General features: G+C 69.9%; 22 protein-coding genes. 10 read left to right on the forward strand and 12 right to left on the reverse strand.

Annotated elements, in window-relative coordinates; genetic code table 11:
* Positions 1-57: 57 nt before the first annotated feature.
* The 6 genes from AB0F61_RS12480 to AB0F61_RS12505 form a co-directional block, all read right to left on the reverse strand.
* On the reverse strand, positions 58-1,620 hold the full coding sequence (locus AB0F61_RS12480; RefSeq protein ID WP_357807743.1) for a fused MFS/spermidine synthase: 1,563 nt from the start codon (positions 1,618-1,620) through the stop codon (positions 58-60).
* Positions 1,621-1,656: 36 nt separating this feature from the next.
* Positions 1,657-2,673 (reverse strand): hypothetical protein, encoded by a 1,017-nt coding sequence (locus AB0F61_RS12485; RefSeq protein WP_357807746.1) that lies wholly within the window; start codon positions 2,671-2,673, stop codon positions 1,657-1,659.
* Between the two features lie 193 nt (positions 2,674-2,866).
* On the reverse strand, positions 2,867-3,676 hold the full coding sequence (locus AB0F61_RS12490) for an inositol monophosphatase (RefSeq protein ID WP_357807748.1): 810 nt from the start codon (positions 3,674-3,676) through the stop codon (positions 2,867-2,869).
* Positions 3,669-4,121: a response regulator gene (locus AB0F61_RS12495; protein ID WP_007465485.1), complete on the reverse strand. Its 453-nt coding sequence runs from the start codon at positions 4,119-4,121 to the stop codon at positions 3,669-3,671. Before AB0F61_RS12495 ends, AB0F61_RS12490 begins: the two co-directional genes overlap by 8 nt.
* Positions 4,118-5,851 carry an ATP-binding protein gene (locus AB0F61_RS12500; RefSeq protein ID WP_357807753.1) on the reverse strand — a complete coding sequence of 578 codons (1,734 nt, stop codon included), beginning with the start codon at positions 5,849-5,851 and terminating at the stop codon, positions 4,118-4,120. Before AB0F61_RS12500 ends, AB0F61_RS12495 begins: the two co-directional genes overlap by 4 nt.
* The gene (locus AB0F61_RS12505; protein ID WP_357807756.1) at positions 5,848-7,047 is read right to left on the reverse strand and encodes a fused response regulator/phosphatase; all 1,200 of its coding nucleotides are present in this window, start codon (positions 7,045-7,047) and stop codon (positions 5,848-5,850) included. The genes AB0F61_RS12500 and AB0F61_RS12505 overlap by 4 nt, the downstream gene beginning before the upstream one ends.
* Before the next feature lie 393 nt (positions 7,048-7,440).
* Here AB0F61_RS12505 and AB0F61_RS12510 point away from each other — a divergent pair, with 393 nt between their 5' ends.
* Positions 7,441-9,759, forward strand: a complete 2,319-nt coding sequence (locus tag AB0F61_RS12510) for a M28 family peptidase (protein ID WP_357808117.1) — start codon at positions 7,441-7,443, stop codon at positions 9,757-9,759.
* A gap of 46 nt (positions 9,760-9,805) precedes the next feature.
* Here AB0F61_RS12510 and AB0F61_RS12515 read toward each other — a convergent pair whose 3' ends face one another.
* Both AB0F61_RS12515 and AB0F61_RS12520 read right to left on the reverse strand, forming a co-directional pair.
* A complete protein-coding gene (locus AB0F61_RS12515; protein ID WP_357807759.1) occupies positions 9,806-10,747 on the reverse strand; it encodes a threonine/serine dehydratase in 942 nt (313 codons plus the stop codon).
* 143 nt (positions 10,748-10,890) lie between these two features.
* Positions 10,891-11,118, reverse strand: a complete 228-nt coding sequence (locus tag AB0F61_RS12520) for a hypothetical protein (RefSeq protein ID WP_357807762.1) — start codon at positions 11,116-11,118, stop codon at positions 10,891-10,893.
* 350 nt (positions 11,119-11,468) lie between these two features.
* Between AB0F61_RS12520 and AB0F61_RS12525 the strand changes: the two genes are divergently transcribed.
* From AB0F61_RS12525 to AB0F61_RS12545, 5 genes are all read left to right on the forward strand, one after another.
* Positions 11,469-12,638, forward strand: coding sequence for a helix-turn-helix domain-containing protein (locus AB0F61_RS12525; protein WP_357807765.1), 1,170 nt, complete (start codon positions 11,469-11,471; stop codon positions 12,636-12,638).
* 148 nt (positions 12,639-12,786) lie between these two features.
* The gene (locus AB0F61_RS12530; protein WP_357807768.1) at positions 12,787-13,164 is read left to right on the forward strand and encodes a hypothetical protein; all 378 of its coding nucleotides are present in this window, start codon (positions 12,787-12,789) and stop codon (positions 13,162-13,164) included.
* Positions 13,165-14,816: 1,652 nt separating this feature from the next.
* Positions 14,817-16,013 carry a hypothetical protein gene (locus AB0F61_RS12535; protein ID WP_357807771.1) on the forward strand — a complete coding sequence of 399 codons (1,197 nt, stop codon included), beginning with the start codon at positions 14,817-14,819 and terminating at the stop codon, positions 16,011-16,013.
* A complete protein-coding gene (locus AB0F61_RS12540) occupies positions 16,010-16,447 on the forward strand; it encodes a hypothetical protein (RefSeq protein ID WP_357807774.1) in 438 nt (145 codons plus the stop codon). The genes AB0F61_RS12535 and AB0F61_RS12540 overlap by 4 nt, the downstream gene beginning before the upstream one ends.
* Positions 16,448-16,975: 528 nt before the next feature.
* A complete protein-coding gene (locus AB0F61_RS12545; protein ID WP_357807777.1) occupies positions 16,976-17,443 on the forward strand; it encodes a DUF2199 domain-containing protein in 468 nt (155 codons plus the stop codon).
* A gap of 174 nt (positions 17,444-17,617) precedes the next feature.
* On the opposite strand, the gene AB0F61_RS12550 is transcribed toward AB0F61_RS12545, so the two are convergent.
* A complete protein-coding gene (locus AB0F61_RS12550) occupies positions 17,618-17,938 on the reverse strand; it encodes a hypothetical protein (protein ID WP_357807780.1) in 321 nt (106 codons plus the stop codon).
* Between the two features lie 77 nt (positions 17,939-18,015).
* Between AB0F61_RS12550 and AB0F61_RS12555 the strand changes: the two genes are divergently transcribed.
* On the forward strand, positions 18,016-18,315 hold the full coding sequence (locus tag AB0F61_RS12555) for a tyrosine-type recombinase/integrase (RefSeq protein WP_357808121.1): 300 nt from the start codon (positions 18,016-18,018) through the stop codon (positions 18,313-18,315).
* A gap of 57 nt (positions 18,316-18,372) precedes the next feature.
* Here AB0F61_RS12555 and AB0F61_RS12560 read toward each other — a convergent pair whose 3' ends face one another.
* The 3 genes from AB0F61_RS12560 to AB0F61_RS12570 form a co-directional block, all read right to left on the reverse strand.
* On the reverse strand, positions 18,373-18,627 hold the full coding sequence (locus AB0F61_RS12560; RefSeq protein WP_007465523.1) for a Smr/MutS family protein: 255 nt from the start codon (positions 18,625-18,627) through the stop codon (positions 18,373-18,375).
* Positions 18,628-18,784: 157 nt separating this feature from the next.
* The gene (locus tag AB0F61_RS12565; protein ID WP_357370359.1) at positions 18,785-19,153 is read right to left on the reverse strand and encodes a tetratricopeptide repeat protein; all 369 of its coding nucleotides are present in this window, start codon (positions 19,151-19,153) and stop codon (positions 18,785-18,787) included.
* 89 nt (positions 19,154-19,242) lie between these two features.
* Positions 19,243-20,013 (reverse strand): ROK family protein, encoded by a 771-nt coding sequence (locus AB0F61_RS12570; protein ID WP_357807785.1) that lies wholly within the window; start codon positions 20,011-20,013, stop codon positions 19,243-19,245.
* Between the two features lie 62 nt (positions 20,014-20,075).
* On the opposite strand from AB0F61_RS12570, the gene AB0F61_RS12575 reads away from it, so the two are divergent.
* The 3 genes from AB0F61_RS12575 (at position 20,076) to AB0F61_RS12585 (ending at position 22,999) form a co-directional block, all read left to right on the forward strand.
* Positions 20,076-21,713, forward strand: a complete 1,638-nt coding sequence (locus AB0F61_RS12575; RefSeq protein ID WP_357807787.1) for an ABC-F family ATP-binding cassette domain-containing protein — start codon at positions 20,076-20,078, stop codon at positions 21,711-21,713.
* Between the two features lie 38 nt (positions 21,714-21,751).
* Positions 21,752-22,060, forward strand: a complete 309-nt coding sequence (locus AB0F61_RS12580) for a hypothetical protein (protein WP_357807790.1) — start codon at positions 21,752-21,754, stop codon at positions 22,058-22,060.
* 213 nt (positions 22,061-22,273) lie between these two features.
* Positions 22,274-22,999, forward strand: a complete 726-nt coding sequence (locus tag AB0F61_RS12585; protein ID WP_357807792.1) for a methyltransferase domain-containing protein — start codon at positions 22,274-22,276, stop codon at positions 22,997-22,999.
* Positions 23,000-23,010: the final 11 nt, after the last annotated feature.

The raw sequence follows: 23,010 nt of genomic DNA on the forward strand, positions 1-23,010 counted from the left end.
CCCAGGATCAACCGGCCTACACCTGGAGTATCGGAATCGGTCAGAGTTGTCACCCGTTCAGGCGGTCGCCAGCAGTTGGTCCACCGGGGCGTAGTCGTCGGTCAACACCAGGGCCGCGCCGACGAAATCGGTGAGCGCTGCGCCGGACAGCAGGCTGACCTTGGGATCAACTTCGCTCAGCCGGGTGCGGACGGCGTCCAGCGGCAGTGGCGCGTCGGAGCCGACGATGAGGAAGTTGGAACCCTGCTCCTCGGCGAGCGCCTCCGGCGGCGCGATCAACGCGACGTGCCGGAACTCGGCGGCCACCGTGGCCAGTTCGGCGCGGATGAACCGCAGCGGCGGGTAGTCGATGACGTTCTGCACGTACACCCCGCCGGGGCGGGTCACCCGGCGGATCTCGGCCGCCATCTCCCGGGTGGACAGGTGCCAGGGCACCACCAGGTGACCGAACGCGTCACCGACCACCAGGTCGCGGCTGTCCGTCGGCTCGCCGCCGACAAGCATCCGGGCGTCGCCCACCACCGCCCGCAGCTCCGGCCCGGTCCGTACGCCAAGCTCCTGCTCGCCCAACTCGACAAGCCCGCCGTCGATCTCGAACACCACGTTGTCGGTGCCCGGCCGGGTGGCGGTCAGGTAGCGCGGCACTGTGAATCCGCCGCCGCCCAGGTGCAGCGCGTCCAGCCGTTGACCGGCCGGCGCGGCGACGTCGGCGACCGCGCCGATCCACTTCGTGTACGCGTACTCCAGGTGTTTCGGGTCGGCGAGGTCCACATACGAGTGCTGGGCCGAGTTGAGCAGCAGCGTCCGGCCGGTGGGCCGGGACGGGTCGGTGGTGACCCGGGCGCAGTGGTACGCCGTTTCGATGTCGCACGGGTTCGGTGCCACGGTGCTGAGGCCGGCCCCGACCAGGCCGAGCACGGCCAGCGCGGCCCGGGTCCGGGCCGGACCGGGCAGTTCGGTGGGCTCCTGCCGGCGCAGATACCAGCCCAGGCCGATGCCGACCAGCCCGAGTGCCACCGCGAGGGTGAGCAGGATGACAGTGCTGCGCAGCGCGGCGACCAGCACGAAGCCGGTGAGCAGGGTGGCGGTGATGCCGCCCAGGGTGCCGATCCCGGAGAGTCGACCGACCACCTGGCCGGTACGGCGCAGGTCGGCCAACTGGAGCTTCACGACCAACGGGGTGACCGCGGCAAGCAGCGCGGCCGGGACGAACACGGCAAGTGCCACCAGCAGCAGGATCGCGCTCGCCGCGCCACCGCGCAGCACCTCACCTGCGTACCGGACGATGGGCAGGGTGATCGCGGTGGCGATGCCGGCCAGCACCAACGCCGGTGCCAGCAGGGCACGCGGGTTGCGCCGGTCGGCCAGCCAGCCGCCGGTCCACGCCCCGTAGGCGATGGCGGCCAGCGCGATGCCGATGACCGAGCTGGTCACCTGGAGGGTCACCCCGACGTAGGGGCCGACCAGGCGCAGCGCGACGGTCTCCAGCACCAGCACGGCGCCGCTGGAGAAGAAGACCAGGAAGGCGGCCAGGCCGTTGGGCAACGCCCGGCCGGTGACCGGCACGGGCGGGGCCGGGGAGGCCGGCGGGGCCGCTACGTCGGACGGTGGGGAACTCATCGTCGCGATGGTACGCAGCGAAGCCGGTGCTTCGGGTCAGTACATCGAGAGATGAACATGGTTCGTGTGGGATGCGGCAGGACTGCCGCTGCCGCTGTACGACCGCCACCCGGTGCCGGGATGCCAGATCTGCCGGTACCAGATCACGTAGAGCACACCCAGTCGGTCGGCGTTGCGCACATGCCAGGCGGCCAGGCTGTCGCCGTACGCCTTGTCGCCGCCTGTCGCGTTGCGATCCTCGAAGCCGTTCGTCGCGGCGGCGAAGTCGCAGGCCCGACCCTTCGGGTGTTCGCCGCCGCCACCCTCGCGCTTACAGGAGACGTGCCGCTTGTAGCCGGCCGCCTGGGTCTGCTTCAGCGCGTTGAGGGTGCGCGGGGTGATGCAGCCGGAGGTGGTCGGGTCCTTCACGGAGCAGGACTCCGACGGCCAGGACCCGTCGGAGTTACGCGGGGCGGGCTTCGCCGAGGCGGAACTGCCCCCGCTGAAACCGTTGCTGCTGCCCGAGCTGACCTCGGCGAGCGCCGCCTCGGCCTCCTTCTTCTTCTTCGCCATCACGGCGAGCTGCTTCTGCTGCTCGCGGACCTCGGCGTCGATGGCGACCTTGGCCTGTTGCGCCTGCTGCCGGGCTTCGACGAGATCACGCAGCCGCTTGCTGTCCCGCTGGGCCATCAGGTCGAGGTCGCTGGCCCGTTCCAGGAACGCCTGCGGGGTGGCGGTGTTGAGCAGCATCGACGCCGGGCCGAGCCGGCCGATCCGGTAGGACTGTGCGGCGACCTCGCCCACCTGGGCCGTCAGCCCACCCATGCGACCCTCGATCGCCGTCAACTCGCCTGTCAAAGCCGTCTGGCGGCGCTTGGAGTTGTCCAGCTTGGCCTTGGCCTCGATGTGCCCCTTGGCGGTCAGCTCCAACGCGTCCTGCAGCTTCTTGCTGCCACCCTCACCGGGCTCGGCGTACGCGGAGACGGCGGCACCGCCGAGCACCAGCGCGACGGCGGCGAGCAGAGTGAGCAGGGTGCGGCGACCGAGCCGCGGGTCGAGCCTGGTCCTGGGCACGAAAGCGTCCTTCCGTCGACCGCCGGCCCCCGGTGAACAACTGCGGGGCGGCGTCCCCGCCGGCGCCGGTCGGCGGCCTGCTGGCGGAGAACGCCGGTCACGATACCGGACTGTGGGCCGGTGACCAGCCCCCTGACGCCCGGGACGCCCCGATGTCGACGCAGTGTTCCGGCACCGTCGCGCAGTGCGCGGATCAGGGGGCGAGAAGGGCGTCGCGCACCTCGGTCCAGACCTGCTCGTTCACGGCGACGAGCAGACCGCGGCCGTCGTCGGCGGGGTGGTAGTCGACGCCGTCGAACCGGCGGGCGACACCACCGGCCGCGCGGACCAGCACGGTGCCTGGGGCGTGATCCCAGGGCAGGGTGCGCCAGAAGAGGACGAACTGCTGCTCGCCGGTGAGGATGTCCAGATACTCCCGGCCGGCGCAGTGCTGACCGGGCAGCAGCTCACCGAGCTGCCGACCACCGGCGCGGACCCGGTCGCGGGTCTCCGGTGGCAGGAACCGGGTCATCGCCGCGCCGCGCAGCTCGCCGCGCGGCGGCACCGAGATGGTGCCGGCCACCGGCCGGCCGTTGAGCAGGGTGCCCTCGTCCACCCAGCCCGCGGCGAGGGTATCGGCCAGCGGGTCGAGGATCCAGCCGGCGACCGGTTGCCCGTCGGTCAGCAACGACACCATCAGGGCGAACGGCCGGCGACCGGCAGCGAAGTTGGCGGTGCCGTCGACCGGGTCGACAAGCCAGACGTCACCGGCGTCGCGCAGGTGCCGCAGCAACTCCGGGTCGTCGGCGACACCCTCCTCACCGACCACCTTCGAACCGGGCCGCAGCCGGCGCAACCCCGCCGAGAGCAGCTCCTCGGCCCGGCGGTCGGCGACGGTGACCACCTCACCGGGCGCCTTCTCCGACACGTCGGCGTCGTCGAGCTTGCGGAACAACGGCAGCACGACCTGGTCGGCGGCCTCCCGCAGCAGGTCGCCAACGTCGTCGAGCAGGGTGTCAGCCACGCGGCGGCAGCTTGACCACGCTGACGAAGAACTCGTCGATCTGGCGGACCACCGAGATGAAGCGCTCGAAGTCCACCGGCTTGGTCACGTAGGCGTTGGCGTGCAACTGGTAGCTGCGCAGGATGTCCTCGTCGGCCTGCGAGGTGGTGAGCACCACCACCGGGATCCGACGTAGTTCCGGGTCGTTCTTGATCTCTTCCAGCACCTCCCGGCCGTCGCGCCTCGGCAGGTTGAGGTCGAGCAGGATCAGGTCGGGCGCCACCGCGTCCGCGTACTGGCCCTCCCGGCGCAGGTAGGCGAGCGCCTCGGCGCCGTCGGAGACGACGGTCAGCCGGTTGCGCAGCTTGTGCTCCTCGAACGCCTCCTGGGTCATCAGCACGTCACCCGGATCGTCCTCGACAAGCAGAACCTCGATCGGGCTCTTGCCATCCGCCGGCGCGGTCATCCCACCGTCTCCCTCATGTCACCCGTTCTACCGCTTTCCGGCGACTCGTCGGCCCGGTCCGGCTGGTCCGGGCCGCCGGACTGCTCGGCCGGCGCTGCCGGAGTCTCGTTCGAGGGCGTGGCGTCGCCCGCCGACAGGGCCTCCGGTTGCTCCGACGAGTCGGCGGCGGCAGCCGCCTCCAGGTCCGCTGGAAGCGCCGGCAGGGTGAACCGGATCGCCGTGCCCTCCGGCACGTCGGTGTCCACCCAGACCCGACCGCCGTGATATTCGACGATCTTCTTGACGATGGCCAACCCGATGCCGGTGCCCGGGTACGCGTCCTTCGAGTGCAACCGTTGGAAGATCACGAAGATCTTGTCGGCGAACTCCGGCTCGATCCCGATGCCGTTGTCCTGGCAGGTGATCTCCCACTCGCCGTCCACCAACCGGGCCGAGACGTGCACCTTGGGCGGCACGTCCGCCCGGCGGAACTTGATCGAGTTGCTGACCAGGTTGGCCAGCAGGTTGGTGAGCAGCGGTTCCTCACCGGAGATCACCGGCAGATCGGTCCAGGTCAGCTCGGCGTCGGCGTACTGCCGCGCGGCCTCGGTCTGGCCGGCCACGTCACCCATCACCTTGTTCAGGTCGACCTCGACGAAGCCGGTGGTGAGCCGGCCGATCCGGGAGAACGCGAGCAAATCGTTGATCAGGCGCTGCATGCGCTGTGCGCCGTCCACCGCGAAGGCGATGTACTGATCGGCCCGCTCGTCGAGCTGCCCGGCGTAGCGGCGCTGGAGCAACTGGCAGAAACTCGCCACCTTGCGCAGCGGCTCCTGCAGGTCGTGCGACGCCACGTACGCGAACTGCTCCAGGTCACGGTTGGAGCGGGTCAACTCCTCGGCCTGCTTCTGGAGCTGGCTGTTGACCCACTCGATCCGCTCGCGGGCAGCCCGCACCTCGGCCAGGTCGGCGGCGATCTTCTGGCGCATCGCGTCCACGTCGTCACCGAGCTGGATGAACTCCGGCGGGCCGGTGGTGGCGATGCGGTGCTGGTAGTCACCTTCGGCGACCTCGCGGACCTGGGTGGCCAGGCCGGTCAGCGGCCGGACCACCATCCGGTCCAGCGAGAGCAGCAGCACCGCGCCGGCCACGACCACCACCAGGGCGGCGACGATCAGCAGCACGACAAGCACGTTGCTGCTGGTGCGTACGTTGTCGGCGGTCTGCTCCCGGGCGGCCAGGACCTCCCCCTGGAGGTCGTTCACAGCGGTGCGTACCCCGTCGAACTGCTGCCGGGCCTGTTCGGTGACAAGTGCCTGGCCCGCGCTGGTGCCGCTCTGCTCGGTGGTGGTGATCACCGGCTCGGCCACCGACTGCCGCCACGCCGTGATGCGCTCCTCGACGATCCGCAGCTCCTGGCTGATCTGCGGATAGTCGTCGAGCAGTGCCCGCATCGAGACGGTGACGCTCTTCTCCTGGGCCAGCCCCTCCCGGTAGGGGTTCAGGTCGTCCGGGTCACCGCTCACCGCGTACCCGCGGATCGCCGTCTCCTGGTCGAGCAGCGCGTTGAGCAGCTCCTGGGACTGCACCCGCAGTGGCCCGGTCTCGTTCAGGACGGCGTCGATCTGGGTGCGGTTGCGGGCGGCCATCGCCGCCTCCGCGCCGGCCAGGGCGATCAGCAGCACCCCCACGACGGTGAGCAGCGTGATGACCCGGCGGCGCAGACTCCAGCCGCCGACCACCGGCTTCACCGGCCACCACCCCGGGTCACCAGCAGCATGGCCACGTCGTCGGAGAGCGGACCACCGTTGAGGCGTTCGGCCCGGCCGACCAGCCAGGCCGGCAGCTCGGGCAGCGACACCGAACGGTTTTCCGGCTCGTCGAGCAGCCCGCTCAACCCCGGCACGTCGAGGCGATCGTTGCCCTCTCCCACCCGCCCCTCGATGAGGCCGTCGGTGTACATCAGCAGGGACCAGTCATCGGTGTCGAACTCCAGGTCGTAGGCGATCGGCCGGCGGGGTCGTACGCCCAGCAGTCGGCCGCCGGGCGCGGGCACCGGGGCGACCCGACCGCCGGCGAGCAGCAGCGGCGGCGGGTGCCCGGCGAGTCGGACGGTGGCCCGGTTGGCGTCCAGGTCCAGCCTGGCGGTGGCCACCGTCGCGAAGATCTCCTGAAGGCGGCGCTCACTCATCAGCACCTGCTCCAGAGCGGGCAGCACCTCGTCGTCAGGCACGCCGGCGAGCACCAGGGCCCGCCAGGCCACCCGCAGCTCGACGCCGAGCGCGGCCTCGTCCACCCCGTGCCCGCAGACGTCGCCGACGATCAGGTCGAGACGGTCCGGACGGGTCTGCACCACGTCGAAGAAGTCCCCGCCGATCAGCGCGGCGTGCCGACCGGGGCGGTAGAAGGTGTGCACCGCCACCTGGTCGGTCGTCATCAGGGGTTGGGGCAGCAGACCACGTTCGAGGCGGGCGGACTCGGCCTGCCGCAGCTCGACCTCGCGCAGCCGGCGGGCGTTCTCGTCGGCGCGCTTGCGCTCCACCGCGTAGCGCAGCGCCCGGGTCAGCAGCACCCCGTCGACCTGACCCTTGACCAGGTAGTCCTGGGCGCCCTCGGCGACCGCCACGACACCCAGGTGCTCGTCCGAGCGGCCGGTGAGCACGCAGACCGCGGCGCCGCTGGACATCTCCAGCACCTGACGCAGCCCGTCCAGGCCCTGCGCGTCGGGCAGGCCCAGGTCGAGCAGGACGCAGTCGACGTCGTTGATCCGCTGCCGCGCCTCCCGCAGGCTGGTGGCGACCAGCAGGTCGATCATCGAGTTGGTCTCGGCGAGCAGCTCACCGACCAGGAAGGCGTCGCCCTCGTCGTCCTCCACCAGCAGAACCCGCAACCGTTCACCCGGCGGCAGGTTGGCGTGCCGCGCCAGGCCACCGTGCGGGTACGGCACGACTGGGGACCCGGCCGAGCCGGACCCCCGGTGCGGCCGGGTCACCGCCGCGAGACGCGGGAGTTCGCTGGTGATGTCGGGCTCCTTCCGAGTGCCCTGCTGATCCTGTATTAGACAACGGTCGCACACAACACGATGCCCACGGCACGGGCTCGGATGGGCCGCATCACTGCCCGCCGAGGGACAAACCACGCGGGTGATCGGTGCGGGGCCGTACCGGCCATGCCATCCGGGACGTCCCCGGTGCAGGATGGTGCCACCCCAGGCCCCACCACCCCCCGAGGAGTTTCCGTGGGCGCACCCCCCACCCCGGCCACGACGGGCACGCCGGCCCGTCCGACTCCGGGCGTACCCCCTGCGGATCGTGCGCTGACCCGGCCGCACCGGCGGCTCGTGGCCGCCGCGGCGGCGCTGGTTGCCCTTGCCGCCGTCGGCGCCGGCAGCCTGCTCGACCTGCGCACGCCGTCGCCGAAGCCGGCGGACGCGCCGGTGGGCGAGTTCAGCGCCGGCCGGGCGTACGAGGACGTCCAGGTGATCGCCGCCCGGTCGCACGTCGCCGGCAGCCCGGCCAACGACCAGGTCCGCGCGCACGTCGAGCAGCAGTTGCGCGGGCTGGGCCTGGAGACCGAGGTGCAGGACACTGTGGCCCCGGAGGCCGGGCAGCTCAGCGGCGCGGCGGGCGGGGCGACAGTGGCCCGGGTCCGCAACGTGGTGGCCCGACTGCCCGGCACCGACTCGACCGGCCGGGTCTTCCTGGTCGCCCACTACGACTCGGTGCAGACCGGTCCGGGTGGCAACGATGACGCGGCCGGCACCTCGGCCATCCTGGAGGTGGCCCGCGCGCTCACCACCGGCCCACGGCCCCGCAACGACATCGTCTTCGTGTTGACCGACGCGGAGGAGGCGTGCCTCTGCGGCGCGTCCGCGTTCGCCGCCAGCCACCCGCTGGCCGCGGACGGCGGGGTGGTGCTCAACCTGGAGGCGCGGGGCTCCACCGGCCCGGTGATCATGTTCGAGACGTCCCGGAACAACGCGAAGCTGGTGGACGTCTTCGGCCGGGCTGCGCCGCACCCGGTGGGCACCTCGTTCGCTGTGGAGATCTACCGGGCGCTGCCCAACGACACCGACTTCACCGCGTTCCTGGACCAGAAGTTCGTCGGGTTGAACTCGGCGTACATCGACGGCGGCGCGATCTACCACACACCGCTGGACACGCCGGCGGCCATGGACCGGGGCAGCCTCCAGCAGCACGGGGACAACGCGCTGGGCCTGGCCCGGGAGTTCGGCCGCACCGACCTGACCGACCTGCGCTCCGGGCACGACACGACGTACTTCCCGGTCCCCGGCGGCCTGGTCCGCTACCCGGGCACGCTCACCCTGCCGCTGGCGCTGCTCGCGGTCGCGGCGGTGGCCGCGCTGGGCTGGCTGGTCCGTCGGCGCGGCCGGGCCAGCACCGGCCGGCTGGCCGCCGGCTTCGGGCTGGCCCTGGTGCCGATCGTTGTCGCGCCGGCCGCCGCGCAACTGCTCTGGCTGGCCATCACCACGATCCGACCGGGGTACGCGGAGCTGCTCGACCCGTACCGCCCGATCTGGTACCGGTTGGCAGTCGTGGCGCTGGCCGCCGCCGTCGTGTTCGCCTGGTACGCGCTGCTGCGCCGCCGGATCGGTCCGGCCGCGCTCGCCGTGGGCGGGTTGGCCTGGCTGGCCCTGCTCGGGGTGCTGCTCGCCGTGGCAGTGCCCGGTGGGGCGTACCTCACCACACTGCCGGCGCTGGCCGGCGCCCTCGGCGGGCTGGTCGCGCTGCGGACCCGGCAGACCGGGCCGTGGCCGGTGGTGGCGGTGACCGCCGCCGCGGCCGTCGGTGTGGTCATCCTGCTGCCCACCGTGGTGCTGCTCTTTCCCGCGCTGGGGATGGGCGTGGGCGGGGTCGCCGCGCTGGTCGCGGTGTTGCTCGGCCTGACCGCCCTGCCGGTGGTCGACCTGCTGCACCCGCAGGCCGGCGGCCAGCGCGGCCTGCGGGCGTTGCGGGCCCGCCGGCTCGGCGTGCTGCCCACGGCAGCCGCCGCCGTGGCGGCTGTGGTGCTCGCCGGGGTCGGGCTGGGCGTCGACCGGTTCGACGCCGCCCACCCCGCGCCCACCCACCTGATGTACGCGATGGACGCCGGCACCGGCCAGGCCCGTTGGCTCAGCCACGAGAGTGACCCGCAGTCGTGGACGGACGGCTACGTGGACGGGACTGCCGACGTCGGCGACGACTTCCCCGGGCTCGGCGACGGTGAGCTGCGGGCCGGGCCGGCACAGTCGGCGAATCTGCCGGCGCCGAAGCTGGAGGTGGTGGCCGAGGCCACCGCTGGCGGCGAACGCACACTGCGGCTGCGGCTCACCCCGCAGCGAGCGGCCCGGCTCGCCACCCTGCACGTCGACACGTCGACCGCCACCGTGCTGCGGGCCGAGGTGGCCGGGCGGTCGGTGCCGGTGGAGCCCCGCGAGGGCAGGTGGGGCTTCGGGCTGGTGTTCCACGCCCCGCCCGCCGAGGGCATCGAGGTCACGCTGACCCTGCGGCCCATCGCCGGGCAGGTGGCGCTGCGAGCCATGGACGCCAGTGACGGTCTGGACGGGCTGCCCGGCTTCCGCCCCCGGCCGCCGGACGTCGGGGTCGTCGGGTCGCACAGCTCCGAGATGCTGGCGGTCGCCCGCACGTATCCCCTCTGACGGACACGCCGATGGTCCGGCGGGGATTGTTTCCCGCCGGACCAGGTCAGTGCGGCGCGGCGGGACCCAGGTCACTCGGGTCGGTGTTGCCGCCGCAGACGATCACCGCCACCCGCTCCCCCGCCTGCGGCACGTACGCGCCGCCGACGAGCGCGGCCAGCGCAGCGGCACCACCGAACTCGGCGGCGACCCTCAGCTCCGACCAGAGCAGCCGGCGCGCCCGCACCAGGTCCTCGTCCCGGACCAGCACGGAGACCACGCCGGTCCGGCGGGCGGTGTCGAAGGCGATCTCGCCGATCCGCCGGGCACCCAGCGAGTCCGTGGCGATCCCGCCCACCTCGATGTCGACCGGCCGACCCGCCTTCAACGCCGAGTGCAGGGTGGGGATCCGCTCGGGTTCGACGGCGACGACGCGTACCGACCCGTCGAACCAACTGGCGATGCCGGACACCAGGCCCCCGCCGCCGACCGCCACCAGCACGGTGTCGATCCCGTCCACCTGCCGCTCCAACTCCCGGCCGACGGTGCCCTGACCGGCCACCACCTCCGGCTGGTCGTACGCGTGCACGACCAACGCGCCGGTCTCCCCGGCCCGCTGGGTGCTCGCCGCCAACGCCTCGGCGTAGTGCTGACCGACCTGACGCACCTGCGCGCCCAACCCCGCCAACCGCTGCACCTTCACCGGCGAGGACGTCACCGGCACGAAGACCTCCGCCGGCACGCCCAACGACCGGGCCGCGTAGGCGACGGCGAGGCCATGGTTGCCACCCGAGGCGGCGATCACCCCGGCCGTCGGCAGCGCCCCCTGAAGCATCCGGTTGAACGCGCCACGCGGCTTGAACGAACCCGTGTGCTGGTGCAACTCCAGCTTGAGGCTGAGCTGGCCGGGCACCCCCAGGTCGGCACCATCGACGGCGATGACCGGGGTTTCCCGCACCCGCCCCTGCACCAGCGCGGCGGCCGCCTCGACGTCGCTTCTGTTCACCATGGGAAACGCCCTTCACTACGACGGGAGGACCAGTCGACAGTCGTCGGTGGGCCTGCCGAAACATCCTATGGAGATTTCATCGCCGCCTCGCCGCGACCAGTCGGAGTAATGCATGCCCTCGTCACCCCGGTGGACGCGGCCCATCAGCGCGTCCATGCCACGAACCGCTCGTACAGCTCCGCCGGTGCCACGTCGGGCAACTCGGCGGCGACGATGAAGAGCAGGCCACCGACATACATGGAGAGGCCGATGCGGTCACGCGCGTACGCCTCGGCCAGCCGCACCCGCGCGGGATGGCACGGCCAGGGTGCCTCCGGCGCGCACATCTGACACTGCCATTGCGGCCGGCGCGGCAGATGCTCCCCTTTCATCCGGCGATCCAGTGCTGACACCAACCGCTCAGCCTTGCTCACACGTGCCATCTCGGGCACGCCGGCCATCACAGAGCCGCCCCGCTGGTCGACACTGCCGTCCCGCTTCGTGATCCGATGCGCGCCGGACCGCTGTGGGTAGTAGGTCGCTGCTCCGGTCTCGTCAACTGGACGAGATACCGTCTGCGCCACCAGCGCTTGAACGTTTCCCGAACTGTCACCACGCCTCCCGCCGGTCACTGCGCGTGCTCGTCCGGTACACCCTGCGGCGGTACGCTCACATCGGTCGACGGGTTGCGCGTTGCCAGCCCGCACCGGCAACCCGGCAACCTCGGCGGGAGGCGCGAGACATGCCAACGTTCGGCGCCCGTATGCGGACAGCGCGGGAAGCGCGCGGGCTGAGCCTTGCCGCCCTTGCCGAGTTGCTGCCCGCTGACAAGGGGCATCTCTCCCGGCTTGAGAACGGCCGTCGCCGCCCGGGCGAAGACCTCACCCGTCGGATCGACGAGGTGCTCGGCACCCGCGGCGAGCTGATCGCCTGCGCCGCCCTGGATGCCGCTGCCGCTGCCGACAGCCGACCGTCGGAAACCGTCGAGCTGTTACGTCGGATGCATGCCAGCGACACCGCCCCCGCCACCATCGAGACGTTGCACGCGACCGTGACCGAGCTGTCCTGCCAATACGGGTGGCGCGACGCTGCGGAACTCCGCGCCGAAGGCCAGGGTTGGCTGCGTGAGGTCGTGCGGCTGCTACAGCGACCCACTGGGCTACGACAGCACCGCGAATTACTGGTGTGCGCGGGCTGGCTGGCACTGCTGATCGGCTGTGTCGAGTACGACCTCGGCATGCGCGCCAGCGCCGAGGCCACCCGCACTGCTGCCCGACAGCTCGGCGACGAAGCCGACCACGCGGACATCACCGGCTGGGCGTGGGAGATGACGGCCTGGATCGCACTCACCCAGTCCCGGCACGAAGCGGCGCTGACCGCCGCTCGGGCCGGGCAAGAAGCTGCCGGACGGCAGCGGGTGGGGGTGCAACTGATCGCGCAGGAAGCCAAGGCGTTGGCCCGGCTCGGCGACCTCCACGGTGCGCGAACGGCGCTCGATCGAGGCCGGCAGTTCCTCGACGACCTGGGCGCGCCCGATCGGCCCGACAACCACTTCGAAGTCGATCCCGGCAAATGGCTGTTCTACGCGATGGACGCCTACCGACTCGCCGAACACGACGTTCTCGCCGAGCACTATGCCAACGAGGTTCTGCGTCTCGGCACCGGACCGGACGGCGTCGATCGGTCGCCCATGCGGACGGCCGAAGCCCGACTCACTCTCGCCGTCACAGCCCTGCGCGCCGGCGAGCTGGACCGGGCCGTCGAGCAGGGGGTGGCAGCATTCACCGCTACTCGCCGCTCCCTGCCCTCGCTGCTGCTCGTCGCCGGAGAGGTCGACGTCGAGCTTCAGCGCCGCCACCCCCGTGAGCACGCCACCGCAGAGTTCCGCGACGCGCTGAAGGCTGTTCGGTAGCCGCGCCGAGCCTGCCGTCCCCGAGACACGGCGGTTCCCACCGACGGGTCAACGACCAGGCCCAGCCCTTGTGCACATTGAGGTGCTGCGACACGGCTGGCCGGCATTCGGGCAGCCCGGATCGACCGGTGGTTGTTACCGTCGTCGCATGGCCGCGGGGAGCAACAAGGGTCTGGGCAAGCCGCGCAGGCCGATGTCCGTTAAGGAGCGGGCGCAGGCGGAGCGGGACATCCGAGGTGCGATCGCCGACCTCCAGGAGAGTGCCTACGCCAACTTCCGCTCCGCGGTCGCCAACGTCGCGATCTTCTTTGGTTTTATCGGCGTGTTCGGGATAGCCATCGAGGGCCCGGATGAGTTACGCCTGATCCCCATGGTCGTACTTGTCCTCGCCGGACTTGTCGGAGCCGCCTACTATCCCTTCCGGCAGCATTGGAAGATCGCCGTCAGACTCTTGGTGACATCGAGCGCGCTCGTGGCGATCGGAATGGCTGGCCTCGTCCTGGTAGGCAGGGTTCTGGAGAAATAACCACCAGCGGCCCGCCCTGAGTACCGGGACGGATGCGCGCCGACCGAATCAACGATGTTCTAGCGGCATGTCGCGACACATCATCGACAGTCGGCGGGCACTCGATCCGGCCCGCTGGGGGCGGACAGGCGTTGGCGCGCTGCTGGCCTGCCTCGTCGTGCTGCCTTCCGCTGGATGTGCCCCGTCGGGCCACGACAGGGCTCGGGACTCGGTCTTGCAGAGGGCCGAACAGGTCGCCCACGAGACCGAGCCGTGGGCGACCGACTCACACAGCCTGAAGGGCTGGAAGAGCAACCAGTCCGTACTCGACAGGCTCGTCGCCGAAACCGGAGGCGAACGCCTCGCCTCTTCGGTCCACGATCCAGACGAGCGTGGGGTGGGCCTGCTGGCCACGGTCGAGGTGATGATGGTGGGCCACGCATCCGAGGGCTGGCTGGCCGACGAGGAGATGTCCTACCACGTCTGCGTACGCTTCGACGTTCGCCGGGAGACCAGCGGCCCCCGCGAGATCACTCCCACGCCGATGGAGTGCCCACCTGGGGTTCCAGCCACCCGGGATGCGGCTACTTCCAGCCGTATTGATCTCGATGGACGGCAGGGACGGCCAAGGCGGGCTTCACGCTTCCCGACCTGGGACGCAGACAGTCAACGTTGGTCAACCTCTGTCGCCACTGGTCCACCTTACACGCCCTGGCAACGGCATGATCTTGGTGCGGCAATCCGTCTAGCCCCGACCGCCCGGAAGCTCAGTTGATCAGCCACAGAACCGGCGATCACGCAGGCTGTCGCCGCTGCCGCCTGAGCAGCCAGCGCGGCTTCAATCCCCCGTGCCTGTCGATGTGCTCGCACAACTCGCGTTGCTTGTATCCGCCAGAAACACCCGTGCCGACAGCGATCCAAAAGGCGTTCGCGTCTCTCATGTGTCCACTACCCGTGAACCAGCTCATCCCCGGGTTCTCTTCCCGAAGCGCCCTCAAGGCGGTTGAGGCAAGTCCCTGCCGTTGGTACTCCTCAGCGGTATACGGCTTGTCCACCCATACTGCTCGGCAGTACTGGCACACGATGTACTCGACCGCGAAGGCGAACTGGCCGTTCAAGTTCGCCTCCCTACAGCGCCAACCGAAGTACCGACCGGAGACGGTGCCTTGCCAAGGTGTTCCCAGTGTTGGAAGCTGGCCGAGGGTATAGCGCGGGCGCCTATCCACCCGACCTCGCGTCAGGTGGTAGAGCGCGGACCGGATCGGCGTACGACCAGAGGACCGACCAACGCTCGTCAGCGCCTGGTCCCGCAGCCGCTGCACCTCCGGCTCGACCTCACTCGTCACGGAGGCAACGCTAGCGGCGGTGCGGATGACGATCCAGAGCAGGATTCCTCGGGTATCTGAACCCCTTACACCTTCGGTCTCGATAGATCATCTCCTATTGGAGGGATCGCCGGGCTGACCTGCACAACCGTCGCCAACGACTATGGACGTTTGACACGGCTTATCAGTCTCGGTTGTGCCGGGTCCGGGTCCAATGATCTTCCCTAGCCATCGTCCGTGTCGGCATTTCGCCCACCCGACAGGCAGCATTCGTCGCCGATTGGGCACGGATCGGGCACGCCTCCGCAGGAGCACCCACGGCTAGTGCTCACGCAGTAGAGTCGGGACGTGACAGAGCCCGAGCCCTTCGTCGAGCTGCGCATGAGAGGACAGCGGTTCGATCATCCTGGCATGCCCGTCGAAGCCCTCTCGGAGCTTGTGGCATACAGAGAGCTTCTCGTCGAGGTGGCGAAGGCCTTGTTCCTCCGCAGCCATCCCGGCAGGCAACGCGTCCCAAAGGGATTTGTCGAGCGACTGCGCCTGCGCTTGAGACGGGTGGACGAGGGCAGCGCACTGCCGGTGCTCGAACGACTTGATACCGAGGCCGAAGGCTTCTTCCCGAGAGACGACGAGTTCGCAGTTGCGCGTCGCCTGATAGAGGCTGCCATCTCATCCGTGGCAAGTGCGGATACCCTCCCGCCGGACTTTCCCGAGGACGTAGTCGGGTATTTCAACCGATTCGGACGCAGCCTGCTGCCCGGCGATTCCATCGAGTTGCGAGAGCCCGGCCGTGAGCGGGGCGCGGTCTATACCGCCAACGTCCGACGTCGCTTGTTGTTGTCACGGTCGAGCACTTATCGCGTCAACGCCACTCTCGCGGGTCGGATCGTTGAGATAGATGCTGAAGACGCCGCCTTCAACCTTCGCACGTCTAACAGTGTGGTCCGATGCCATTTCGAGTCTGAACTATTCCCATTCATTCGCAACGCACTGCTGCCCGATGGCGCGGGTCCCGCAGTCAGAGTCAGCGGTGAAGCAGTCCTCGACAGGATCGACAAAGTTGTCCGGATGGAGGTAACGGAGGCGGGATACGCGGACGACGCCGATGAGGAATCAGACACCCTCAGCATCGATGCTGATCCGGCAGACATACCCCCGCCGCGAACCTCGGCTACCATCCCCCGTCAGAGCGATCCCGCAGCCAAGGTCAACCGTCGTATCGACGCACTTGAGTCGCTTGAGCCGGGATGGCTGGATGGCGAAGGAGAGCCTCCGGCACGAGAGGTGCTGGCTCGCCTCCGCCATCTCGCCCTGGTGCTGGCTGCCCCAATCCACCCGCCGGTGCGCATCTATCCCACCCCGGAGGGCGGGGTGCAACTGGAGTGGACGAACGAAACACACGAGTACAGCATCGAGTTTCACCCAGACCTGAGCGCATATGTCGTCCAAGTTGATACGGCATCGGACGACTTCCGCGAACGGCTGTACAAGTCGCTAGACGATGAATCCCTCACCAACATCCTCCTCGGCGGTGTCACCGTATGAATCAACCTGGCCCCTCAGTTCGGCTGGACGACGACGAGCTTCTGGTGGAGGACTCTGCCGAGTTCGTTTGGCGACAGGTGCACCCGCAATTCCTGTCGGACGGTCAGCCGTCGAGCCAAGCCTTCAAACCAACTCCCAAGGATGAGGGCAAGCTCTCGGTGATCCGCCAGTCAGTGACTGCGGAGGAGGCCTTCGAGCAATACGAGCATTCTTCTGCTGGCACATGGAGCGTTCGTGTCGGTGAGGTCGCGGAGGCCGGCTCCCGTGTAGTAGATGACTCCGCGAAGCCTGAGACACCGAAGGCCCACGCTTATATCGATTTCCGCGGCTTCACCAGGGGTCAGGTCGAACGAATTGCCAAGGTGCTGAGGTCAGCCGCCAATGCACACGGCTGCCAGTACTCGCCGCCGACCAGGACCACTATCGGCGGATGACTGTCCGCCCACCGATCTGCGCGTAGAGGTAGTGATCAATCTTGGTCACCCTCGGAGGGATCGGCAGCCTGCACGACTTGCCTGAATCTTCGCCCGCGCTCGCCCACTCCCCCTAATCGGCCTGCTCATCCCAGAGCACCAGAGCGCCCCGCCGGAGGCACTGCCTGTGTCTCGACCAACTTGAAGCTCCGGAACTGCCATGATCATGGCGGCCCAGGCCTCCTTCGTATGTCGCGTCGCCGGCGGGCTATCACCGTCGCGCTGGCGGCCGAAGGCCAGAGGCGCGGCGGCGGGCCATCGGCCCGGCCCAGGTTCGGCGGCGCGCGCGGCCTGCGAAGCGGGCCGCCTTGATCTCGTACAGAAAGTTGTCACACATGCACTATTCGGCTTATTGTCCCGTCACGGCTGATGCTTGACAGTCGCGTCCCACCAGATGCTTGACAAGATCGCAGCGTCGTTCGCACACCGGTACCGAGCGCGCTTCTGGTCCCCCCGGTACGGTTCACTCCGTCGTGGAGTAAGATCAACGTGAAACGTTGTCACTGCTGCGGTGAGGTACTGGACGACCAGAATCTCCGCTGGGAGTACGAGTTTCCAGACGAACTCGCGGATGACCAGGATGAGATCAGCTATCGCAGCCGCGTGGTCGTCCTATCTGAGGTCGGTAGCTTCCTCCGCTGCATCGCGCCGATTCGCCTCGACAAAGGCGCAATCGCCCGGATCGGCGTTTGGGTCTCGATTGTCGACGACGTTCAGCAGGTCATGGCCGGTGGGCGCTCCGCCGGCGACGCCTGGGCGTCATTGAAGTTCACCGGCGTCCTCGCTAACAGGCTAAGGCCATGGCCCACGATCTACCGCCCCATTGTGTCGGTCGCCGTCTCGGAGCCGGACCTGGTGCCGCTGCTGATTGACAGCAAAGACCCACACATGCGCGCTGTGCTAACCCAAGTCTGGCCGCACGCCAACGTGATTCCTCAGCGTGAGCGGCGCGGGTGAACGCTGACAACACCAGCAACCCATCTACAACCCAGGACGGATAGATCTAGGCCGACCGTAAGGCATGTCCCGGGACGGATCTGTCAAGCATGTGGTGGGCTAGACACACTATTCGGCTTATGGCAGTAGATGCGTTACAGGCTGGCTTCACATGATGGGTGACATGACCCCGACCTACCGCTCCTGCGGGTCGCGAGCCAGCATCAGAGGAGCTGATTCGAGGCTTAGCGGGAAGGTCCCTGGGTCGAGGTGGATGTGAGCCCCAGACGGTGCCCGTTCGTCCGAGAGGGCGAGGCACCACCGTGCGAGATCCCGCAGGCCGGCGCGATCGCCGAAGATCTCAACTGAGCCGTCCACGATCTCGACGGACACTGTGCCACCCTCCACGGGCGCGACGACGCCATGCGCGCTGTCGTAGCCGGGCACCGACAACACAATCTCATCCATGCGGCGAGTGTGCCCCAGGCTGAGCCGTTGCTGCTTCGGGATGGTCATTCATCAAGTGGAGCCGCTGTGTCATGTCACGCATCAGGTGGAGCCCGAGACAGCACTACTCGGCTTAGGGAGCCCAACTGGTCTCTGACGGTGTCTGGAAGCCCGCGATCCGGGCGACCGGCATCCCTGATGATCGACACAACGGGATACACGTCCTGTGGCACACCTACGCCTCGGTCCTCCTGGACGCCGGAGAGAGCATCAAGGCTCTGTCGGCCTACCTGGGTCACGCGGACCCGGGCTTCACCCTCCGGACCTACACCCACCTACTGCCAGCCAGCGAGGATCGCACACGCCGGGCCATCGACAAGGCACTCGGTGAAGACCAAGCCGGCAACGATGCTCCGCAAGACCTTGAGGGCCTGGACACGGCATGATCATGGATCAGCGGCCCTGGTAGCTGCCTGCTATGCAGGTCAGAGGCTATGTCGCCGTTATTTCCAGCGGAAGTGGACGAACAGGCGGCCGAAGTTCTTGGAGTCCTTTTCCACGCGGTGGTAGAGCTGCTTGACGTCCTTCTGGTCGAGGAACCGCAGCACCCGCTTCTTGAGCTGCCCCGACCCCTTGCCGGGGATGATCTCGACGAGGGTGGCCTTCTTCGCCACCGCCTCGTCCATGATCCCGCGCAACGCGCGGTCGATGTCCTGCCCCTTGTTGAAGATCTCGTGCAGGTCCAGCTTGAGCTTCATGCCGCGGCCCCCGCCCGGTCAGGTCCCATGTCCGCCATCCTAGGCACGCCCGGTGGCCGGCCCATCGGACGAGGAAGAGCCCGCCCGCCGGACGACGAGCCGGACGACGAAGGGGCGGCCCCGGAGGACCGCCCCTCGCACCGTCATCGGTCCACGCTCAGCGCGTGCCGCCCACGCGGGTTTCCACCCGCTCCAGCGCGATCCGGTAGTCGTCGTTCGTCGCGTACATGGCGGCGGCGATCCGCAGGTGCCGCAGCGCGTCGGTGTGCCGGTTCAGCCGCTCCAGCGTCCGACCGAGCACGTGGTGCGCGTAGTGGTCGCTCGGGTCCCGTTCGACCAGTTCGCGCAGGTGCTCCTCGGCCCGGTTGAGCTGGGCCGACTGGAAGTACGCCCGAGCCAGCAACTGCCGGACCGCAGCGTTGCCGGGTTCGGCGTCGACGATCGGCTCCAACAGTCGGGCCGCCCCGCTCGGGTCACCGGTTTCGAAGAACATGGTCGCCCGCCGGTAGTCCGCCAGAAGATCCATCTGCCCACCTCCTCGGGTCGCACCGTCACCTGTTCCGACGCTGGCACAACGTCAGGCGTTTGGCGACTGTTCCCGCTGTCGAAACCGGGTCAGGTTCGGGCGTCGCGGCGGCTGGCGGCCAACTCCCAGGCGCGGACGCCACCGACGATCCCCGCCGTGTTCGGCACCACCACCACGTCGTCGCCCATCCGGGCCAACTGCTCGGGTCGGATCAGTCGGGAGTTGCCCCCGCCCAGGTAGAGCCGGTCCCAGCGGAACACCGGGCGGAGCCCGTCGACGACCTGCCGGATCCGGCGGGACCAGAAGGCGTCGCCGAGCCGCCGCCGTTCCGGCTCACCCACGTACGTGTCGTAGGTGGTGCCCCAGCGCACCGGCGCGTGCGACAGCTCCAGGTGCGGTGCGAGCACCCCGCCGTCGTAGAGCGCGCTCCCCAGCCCCGTGCCCAGGGTCAGCACCAGCTCGCAGCCGGTGCCGGCGACCACCCCGGCACCGTGCACCTCGGCGTCGTTGAGCACCAGTGCCGGCACCCCGAACGCCTCGGCGAGCGCGCCGCGCGCGTCCCAGCCGGACCACTCGGCGAGCAGGTCCGGATCGACCCGGCTGCGCGGGCCGCTGCGGGTCACGTAGTGCGGTGTGGTCACCACCACCCCGTGCCGGATCATCCCGGGTACGCCTACCGTCAGCCGGTCCGCCGTCGGCAGCCGCCCGCCCAGATCCAACAGGGTCCGGACGAAAAGCGCAGGCGGCAACGGGTACGGGGTCGGCACCCGCAACGGTCGGGCCCGCATCGTGCCCGCCTCGTCGAGCACGGAGGCCTTGATGCCCCCGCCGCCACAGTCGATCGCCAGTGTGGTCACCACGCCGTTGAGTCTGCCCGCTCCCGTCGGATCGTATGCCGGCAGCCGGATAGGCTCCCGTTCTGATGAGCGCCACGATGATCGTGAAGGACCTGGCCGCCGGGCACGGCGACCGCCCACTCTTCGCCGGGCTGGACCTGGTGGTGGCCCCCGGTGACGTGGTCGGCCTGGTCGGGCCGAACGGGGCTGGCAAGTCGACGCTGCTGCGTACCCTCGCCGGGTTGCTGCCGGTCGAGGCCGGCAGTGTGCGACTCAGCCCGCCCACGGCGAGCGTCGGGCACCTGCCGCAGGAGCCGGAACGGCGGCCGGGTGAGACGGTGCGTGACTTCCTGGCCCGCCGGACCGGGGTGACCGCCGCGCAGGCGGCGTTGGACGAGGCGACCGAGGCGCTGACCGCCGGGGCGGTGGGCGCCGACGACGCGTACGCCGACGCGCTCGAGCGCTGGCTCGCCCTCGGCGGCGCGGACCTGGACGAACGCGCCGAGCAGGTGAGCGCGGACCTGGGGCTCGCGGTCGACCTGGACCACCCGACGACCGGGCTGTCCGGCGGCCAGGCGGCCCGCGCCGGGCTGGCTTCGTTGCTGCTCAGCCGGTACGACGTGTTCCTACTCGACGAGCCGACGAACGACCTGGACCTGGCCGGTCTGGAGCGGTTGGAGGAGTTCGTCACCGGGCTGCGCGCCGGCACGGTGCTGGTCAGCCACGACCGGGAGTTCCTCCTCCGCACGGTGACGCGGGTGGTGGAGCTGGACCTGCCGCAGCAGCAGGTGCACCACTACGGCGGCGGCTACGCGGCCTATCTGGAGGAGCGCGAGGTGGCCCGCCGGCACGCCCGCGCCGACTTCGAGGAGTACGCCGACACCAAGGCCGGGCTGGAGGCTCGGGCCCGCACGCAGCGCGGTTGGATGGAGAAGGGCGTGAAGAACGCCCGTCGCAAGGCCACCGACAACGACAAGATCGGCCGCAAGTTCCGCAGTGAGTCGAGCGAGAAGCAGGCCGCCAAGGCCAAGCAGACCGAACGGCTGATCGAACGCCTTGAGGTAATCGAGGAGCCCCGCAAGGAGTGGGAGCTGCGGATGGAGATCGCCGCCGCACCCCGCGCCGGCGCCGTCGTGGCCACGCTGCGAGGTGCTGTGGTACGCCGGGGCGGCTTCACCCTCGGCCCGATCGACCTCCAGATCGACTGGGCGGACCGGGTGGCGGTGACCGGGGCGAACGGCTCGGGCAAGTCCACCCTGCTGGCCGCGCTGCTCGGGCGGCTGCCGCTGGACGCCGGCACCGCCTCGCTCGGACCGGGGGTGGTGGTGGGCGAGGTCGACCAGGCCCGAGGGCTGTTCCTCGGCGACGCGCCGCTGATCGACGCGTTCCACGCGGCCGTACCGCACATGTCGCCGGCGGACGCGCGGACCCTGCTGGCCAAGTTCGGGCTTCGGTCGGCGCACGTGCCACGACCGGCGGCCACCCTGTCCCCCGGTGAGCGGACCCGGGCGGCGCTGGCGCTGCTCCAGGGGCGCGGGGTCAACCTGCTGGTGCTCGACGAGCCCACCAACCACCTGGACCTGCCCGCCATCGAGCAGCTTGAGTCGGCGCTGTCCAGCTACCCCGGAACGCTGCTGCTCGTCACGCACGACCGACGGATGTTGGCCGCCATCGAGACGAACCGGCGGCTCCGGGTCGACGGCGGGCGGATCGCCGAGGATTGATCCGTGCCGGCGGGCCGGCGCGGGGTGAGAATGACGCCATGCTCAAGTGGGAGTACGCCCTGCTGGTCCGCCGCCGCCAGGCGGCGAGCAACGACCTCGGCTGGGAGGTCGTCTTCGTCTGGTACGGCCCGGACGGCTCGATGGTCGACGTGACGCCGTACGGCGACACCGCGCTGGCTCACCTGAACCGGGCTGGTGACCAGGGCTGGGAGTTGGTTGCGATGAGCGAGGACCCGTCCCTGCCCGGCAACCACGAGTTGCACCGCTATCACCTGAAGCGGCCGAAGCCCGCGGCCCCGCAACCCCGCCAGCGGGTGCGTGGAGGCCGCCGGACCCTCTCGGGCTGACCGACCGGCTTCGCGGCCGGCGTGGGACCGGTGTCGGCATTGAGCGTGATGCCGGTGAGTCATCATGATGCCTGTGTGGCATCACGGTGACCGCGTAGCTGCCCCGCGTGCTGCGACACGCCCACAGGTCGGCCGCGCCGAGCAGGCAACGAGGTGGAGCAGCCGGGCATACCGGGCGTGATTGCGGGTATCGCGCGGCGGGAGGTGGCCCGAATGGTCGCTTTGGCACAGACTCCACCCTCGGCCGACCGGCTGCGGGCGATAGACGATTCCCTCGCCCAGGCATGGTCGGACCAGGCTCGGCACGACGACCGGCTGCGGGGCCTGGCGGTCGAGGTGCGGTTCGACCGGGGGGTGGCCCATCTCAGCGGGGACGTCGCCGAGCCCGCCGAGCTGCGGCTGGTGCGGGACCTGGTGGGGCGGCTGGCCGGTGTCTACGGCGTCTGGTGCCGGGTCGGCGTCGGCGGGCGGGCACCGGTGGTGGTGGACCTCGGGTGCGGCCCGACCAAGCAGTGGTCGAGCAACCTGGGGCTGGACATCTACCCGGCGCCGGGGGTGGACGCGGTAGCGGACCTGTCCGGCTCGCTACCGCTCGCCGACGATTCGGTGGATGTCCTCTTCGCGGTGCACATCCTGGAGCACCTGATCGACTTCCTGCCGCTCGTGGACGAGTGCCACCGGGTGCTGCGTCCGGGCGGCGTGCTGCACGTGATGAGCCCCTGGTGGGGGCACGTGAACGCGGTGGCCGACCCGACTCACGTCCGGCTGATGGACGTACAGACGTTCAAGGGAATCTGCCAGGGCCGGCCGCCGGGCACCCCGCGCTGGTATCCCCTGCACGCCGGCTGCGACGGCGCCTCGATCTTCGCCGACCTGACTCCGCTCCCCCCGGACGCCGAAACCGCCTCAAAACCCCACCTGGCCCGCTTCTTCGACTGACCCACCCGGAC

Source organism: Micromonospora sp. NPDC023888, from assembly GCF_040639415.1.
GTDB lineage: Bacteria > Actinomycetota > Actinomycetes > Mycobacteriales > Micromonosporaceae > Micromonospora.

Excerpts from the sequence above, each read along its gene's own strand:
- AB0F61_RS12565 (WP_357370359.1), bottom strand. The coding sequence starts at position 19,153 with ATGGATCTTCTGGCGGACTACCGGCGGGCGACCATGTTCTTCGAAACC.
- AB0F61_RS12480 (WP_357807743.1), bottom strand. The coding sequence starts at position 1,620 with ATGAGTTCCCCACCGTCCGACGTAGCGGCCCCGCCGGCCTCCCCGGCC.
- AB0F61_RS12560 (WP_007465523.1), bottom strand. The coding sequence starts at position 18,627 with ATGAAGCTCAAGCTGGACCTGCACGAGATCTTCAACAAGGGGCAGGAC.
- AB0F61_RS12540 (WP_357807774.1), top strand. The coding sequence starts at position 16,010 with ATGAATCAACCTGGCCCCTCAGTTCGGCTGGACGACGACGAGCTTCTG.
- AB0F61_RS12585 (WP_357807792.1), top strand. The coding sequence starts at position 22,274 with ATGGTCGCTTTGGCACAGACTCCACCCTCGGCCGACCGGCTGCGGGCG.
- AB0F61_RS12515 (WP_357807759.1), bottom strand. The coding sequence starts at position 10,747 with ATGGTGAACAGAAGCGACGTCGAGGCGGCCGCCGCGCTGGTGCAGGGG.
- AB0F61_RS12530 (WP_357807768.1), top strand. The coding sequence starts at position 12,787 with ATGGCCGCGGGGAGCAACAAGGGTCTGGGCAAGCCGCGCAGGCCGATG.
- AB0F61_RS12575 (WP_357807787.1), top strand. The coding sequence starts at position 20,076 with ATGAGCGCCACGATGATCGTGAAGGACCTGGCCGCCGGGCACGGCGAC.
- AB0F61_RS12580 (WP_357807790.1), top strand. The coding sequence starts at position 21,752 with ATGCTCAAGTGGGAGTACGCCCTGCTGGTCCGCCGCCGCCAGGCGGCG.
- AB0F61_RS12495 (WP_007465485.1), bottom strand. The coding sequence starts at position 4,121 with ATGACCGCGCCGGCGGATGGCAAGAGCCCGATCGAGGTTCTGCTTGTC.
- AB0F61_RS12525 (WP_357807765.1), top strand. The coding sequence starts at position 11,469 with ATGCCAACGTTCGGCGCCCGTATGCGGACAGCGCGGGAAGCGCGCGGG.
- AB0F61_RS12550 (WP_357807780.1), bottom strand. The coding sequence starts at position 17,938 with ATGACCATCCCGAAGCAGCAACGGCTCAGCCTGGGGCACACTCGCCGC.
- AB0F61_RS12520 (WP_357807762.1), bottom strand. The coding sequence starts at position 11,118 with ATGAAAGGGGAGCATCTGCCGCGCCGGCCGCAATGGCAGTGTCAGATG.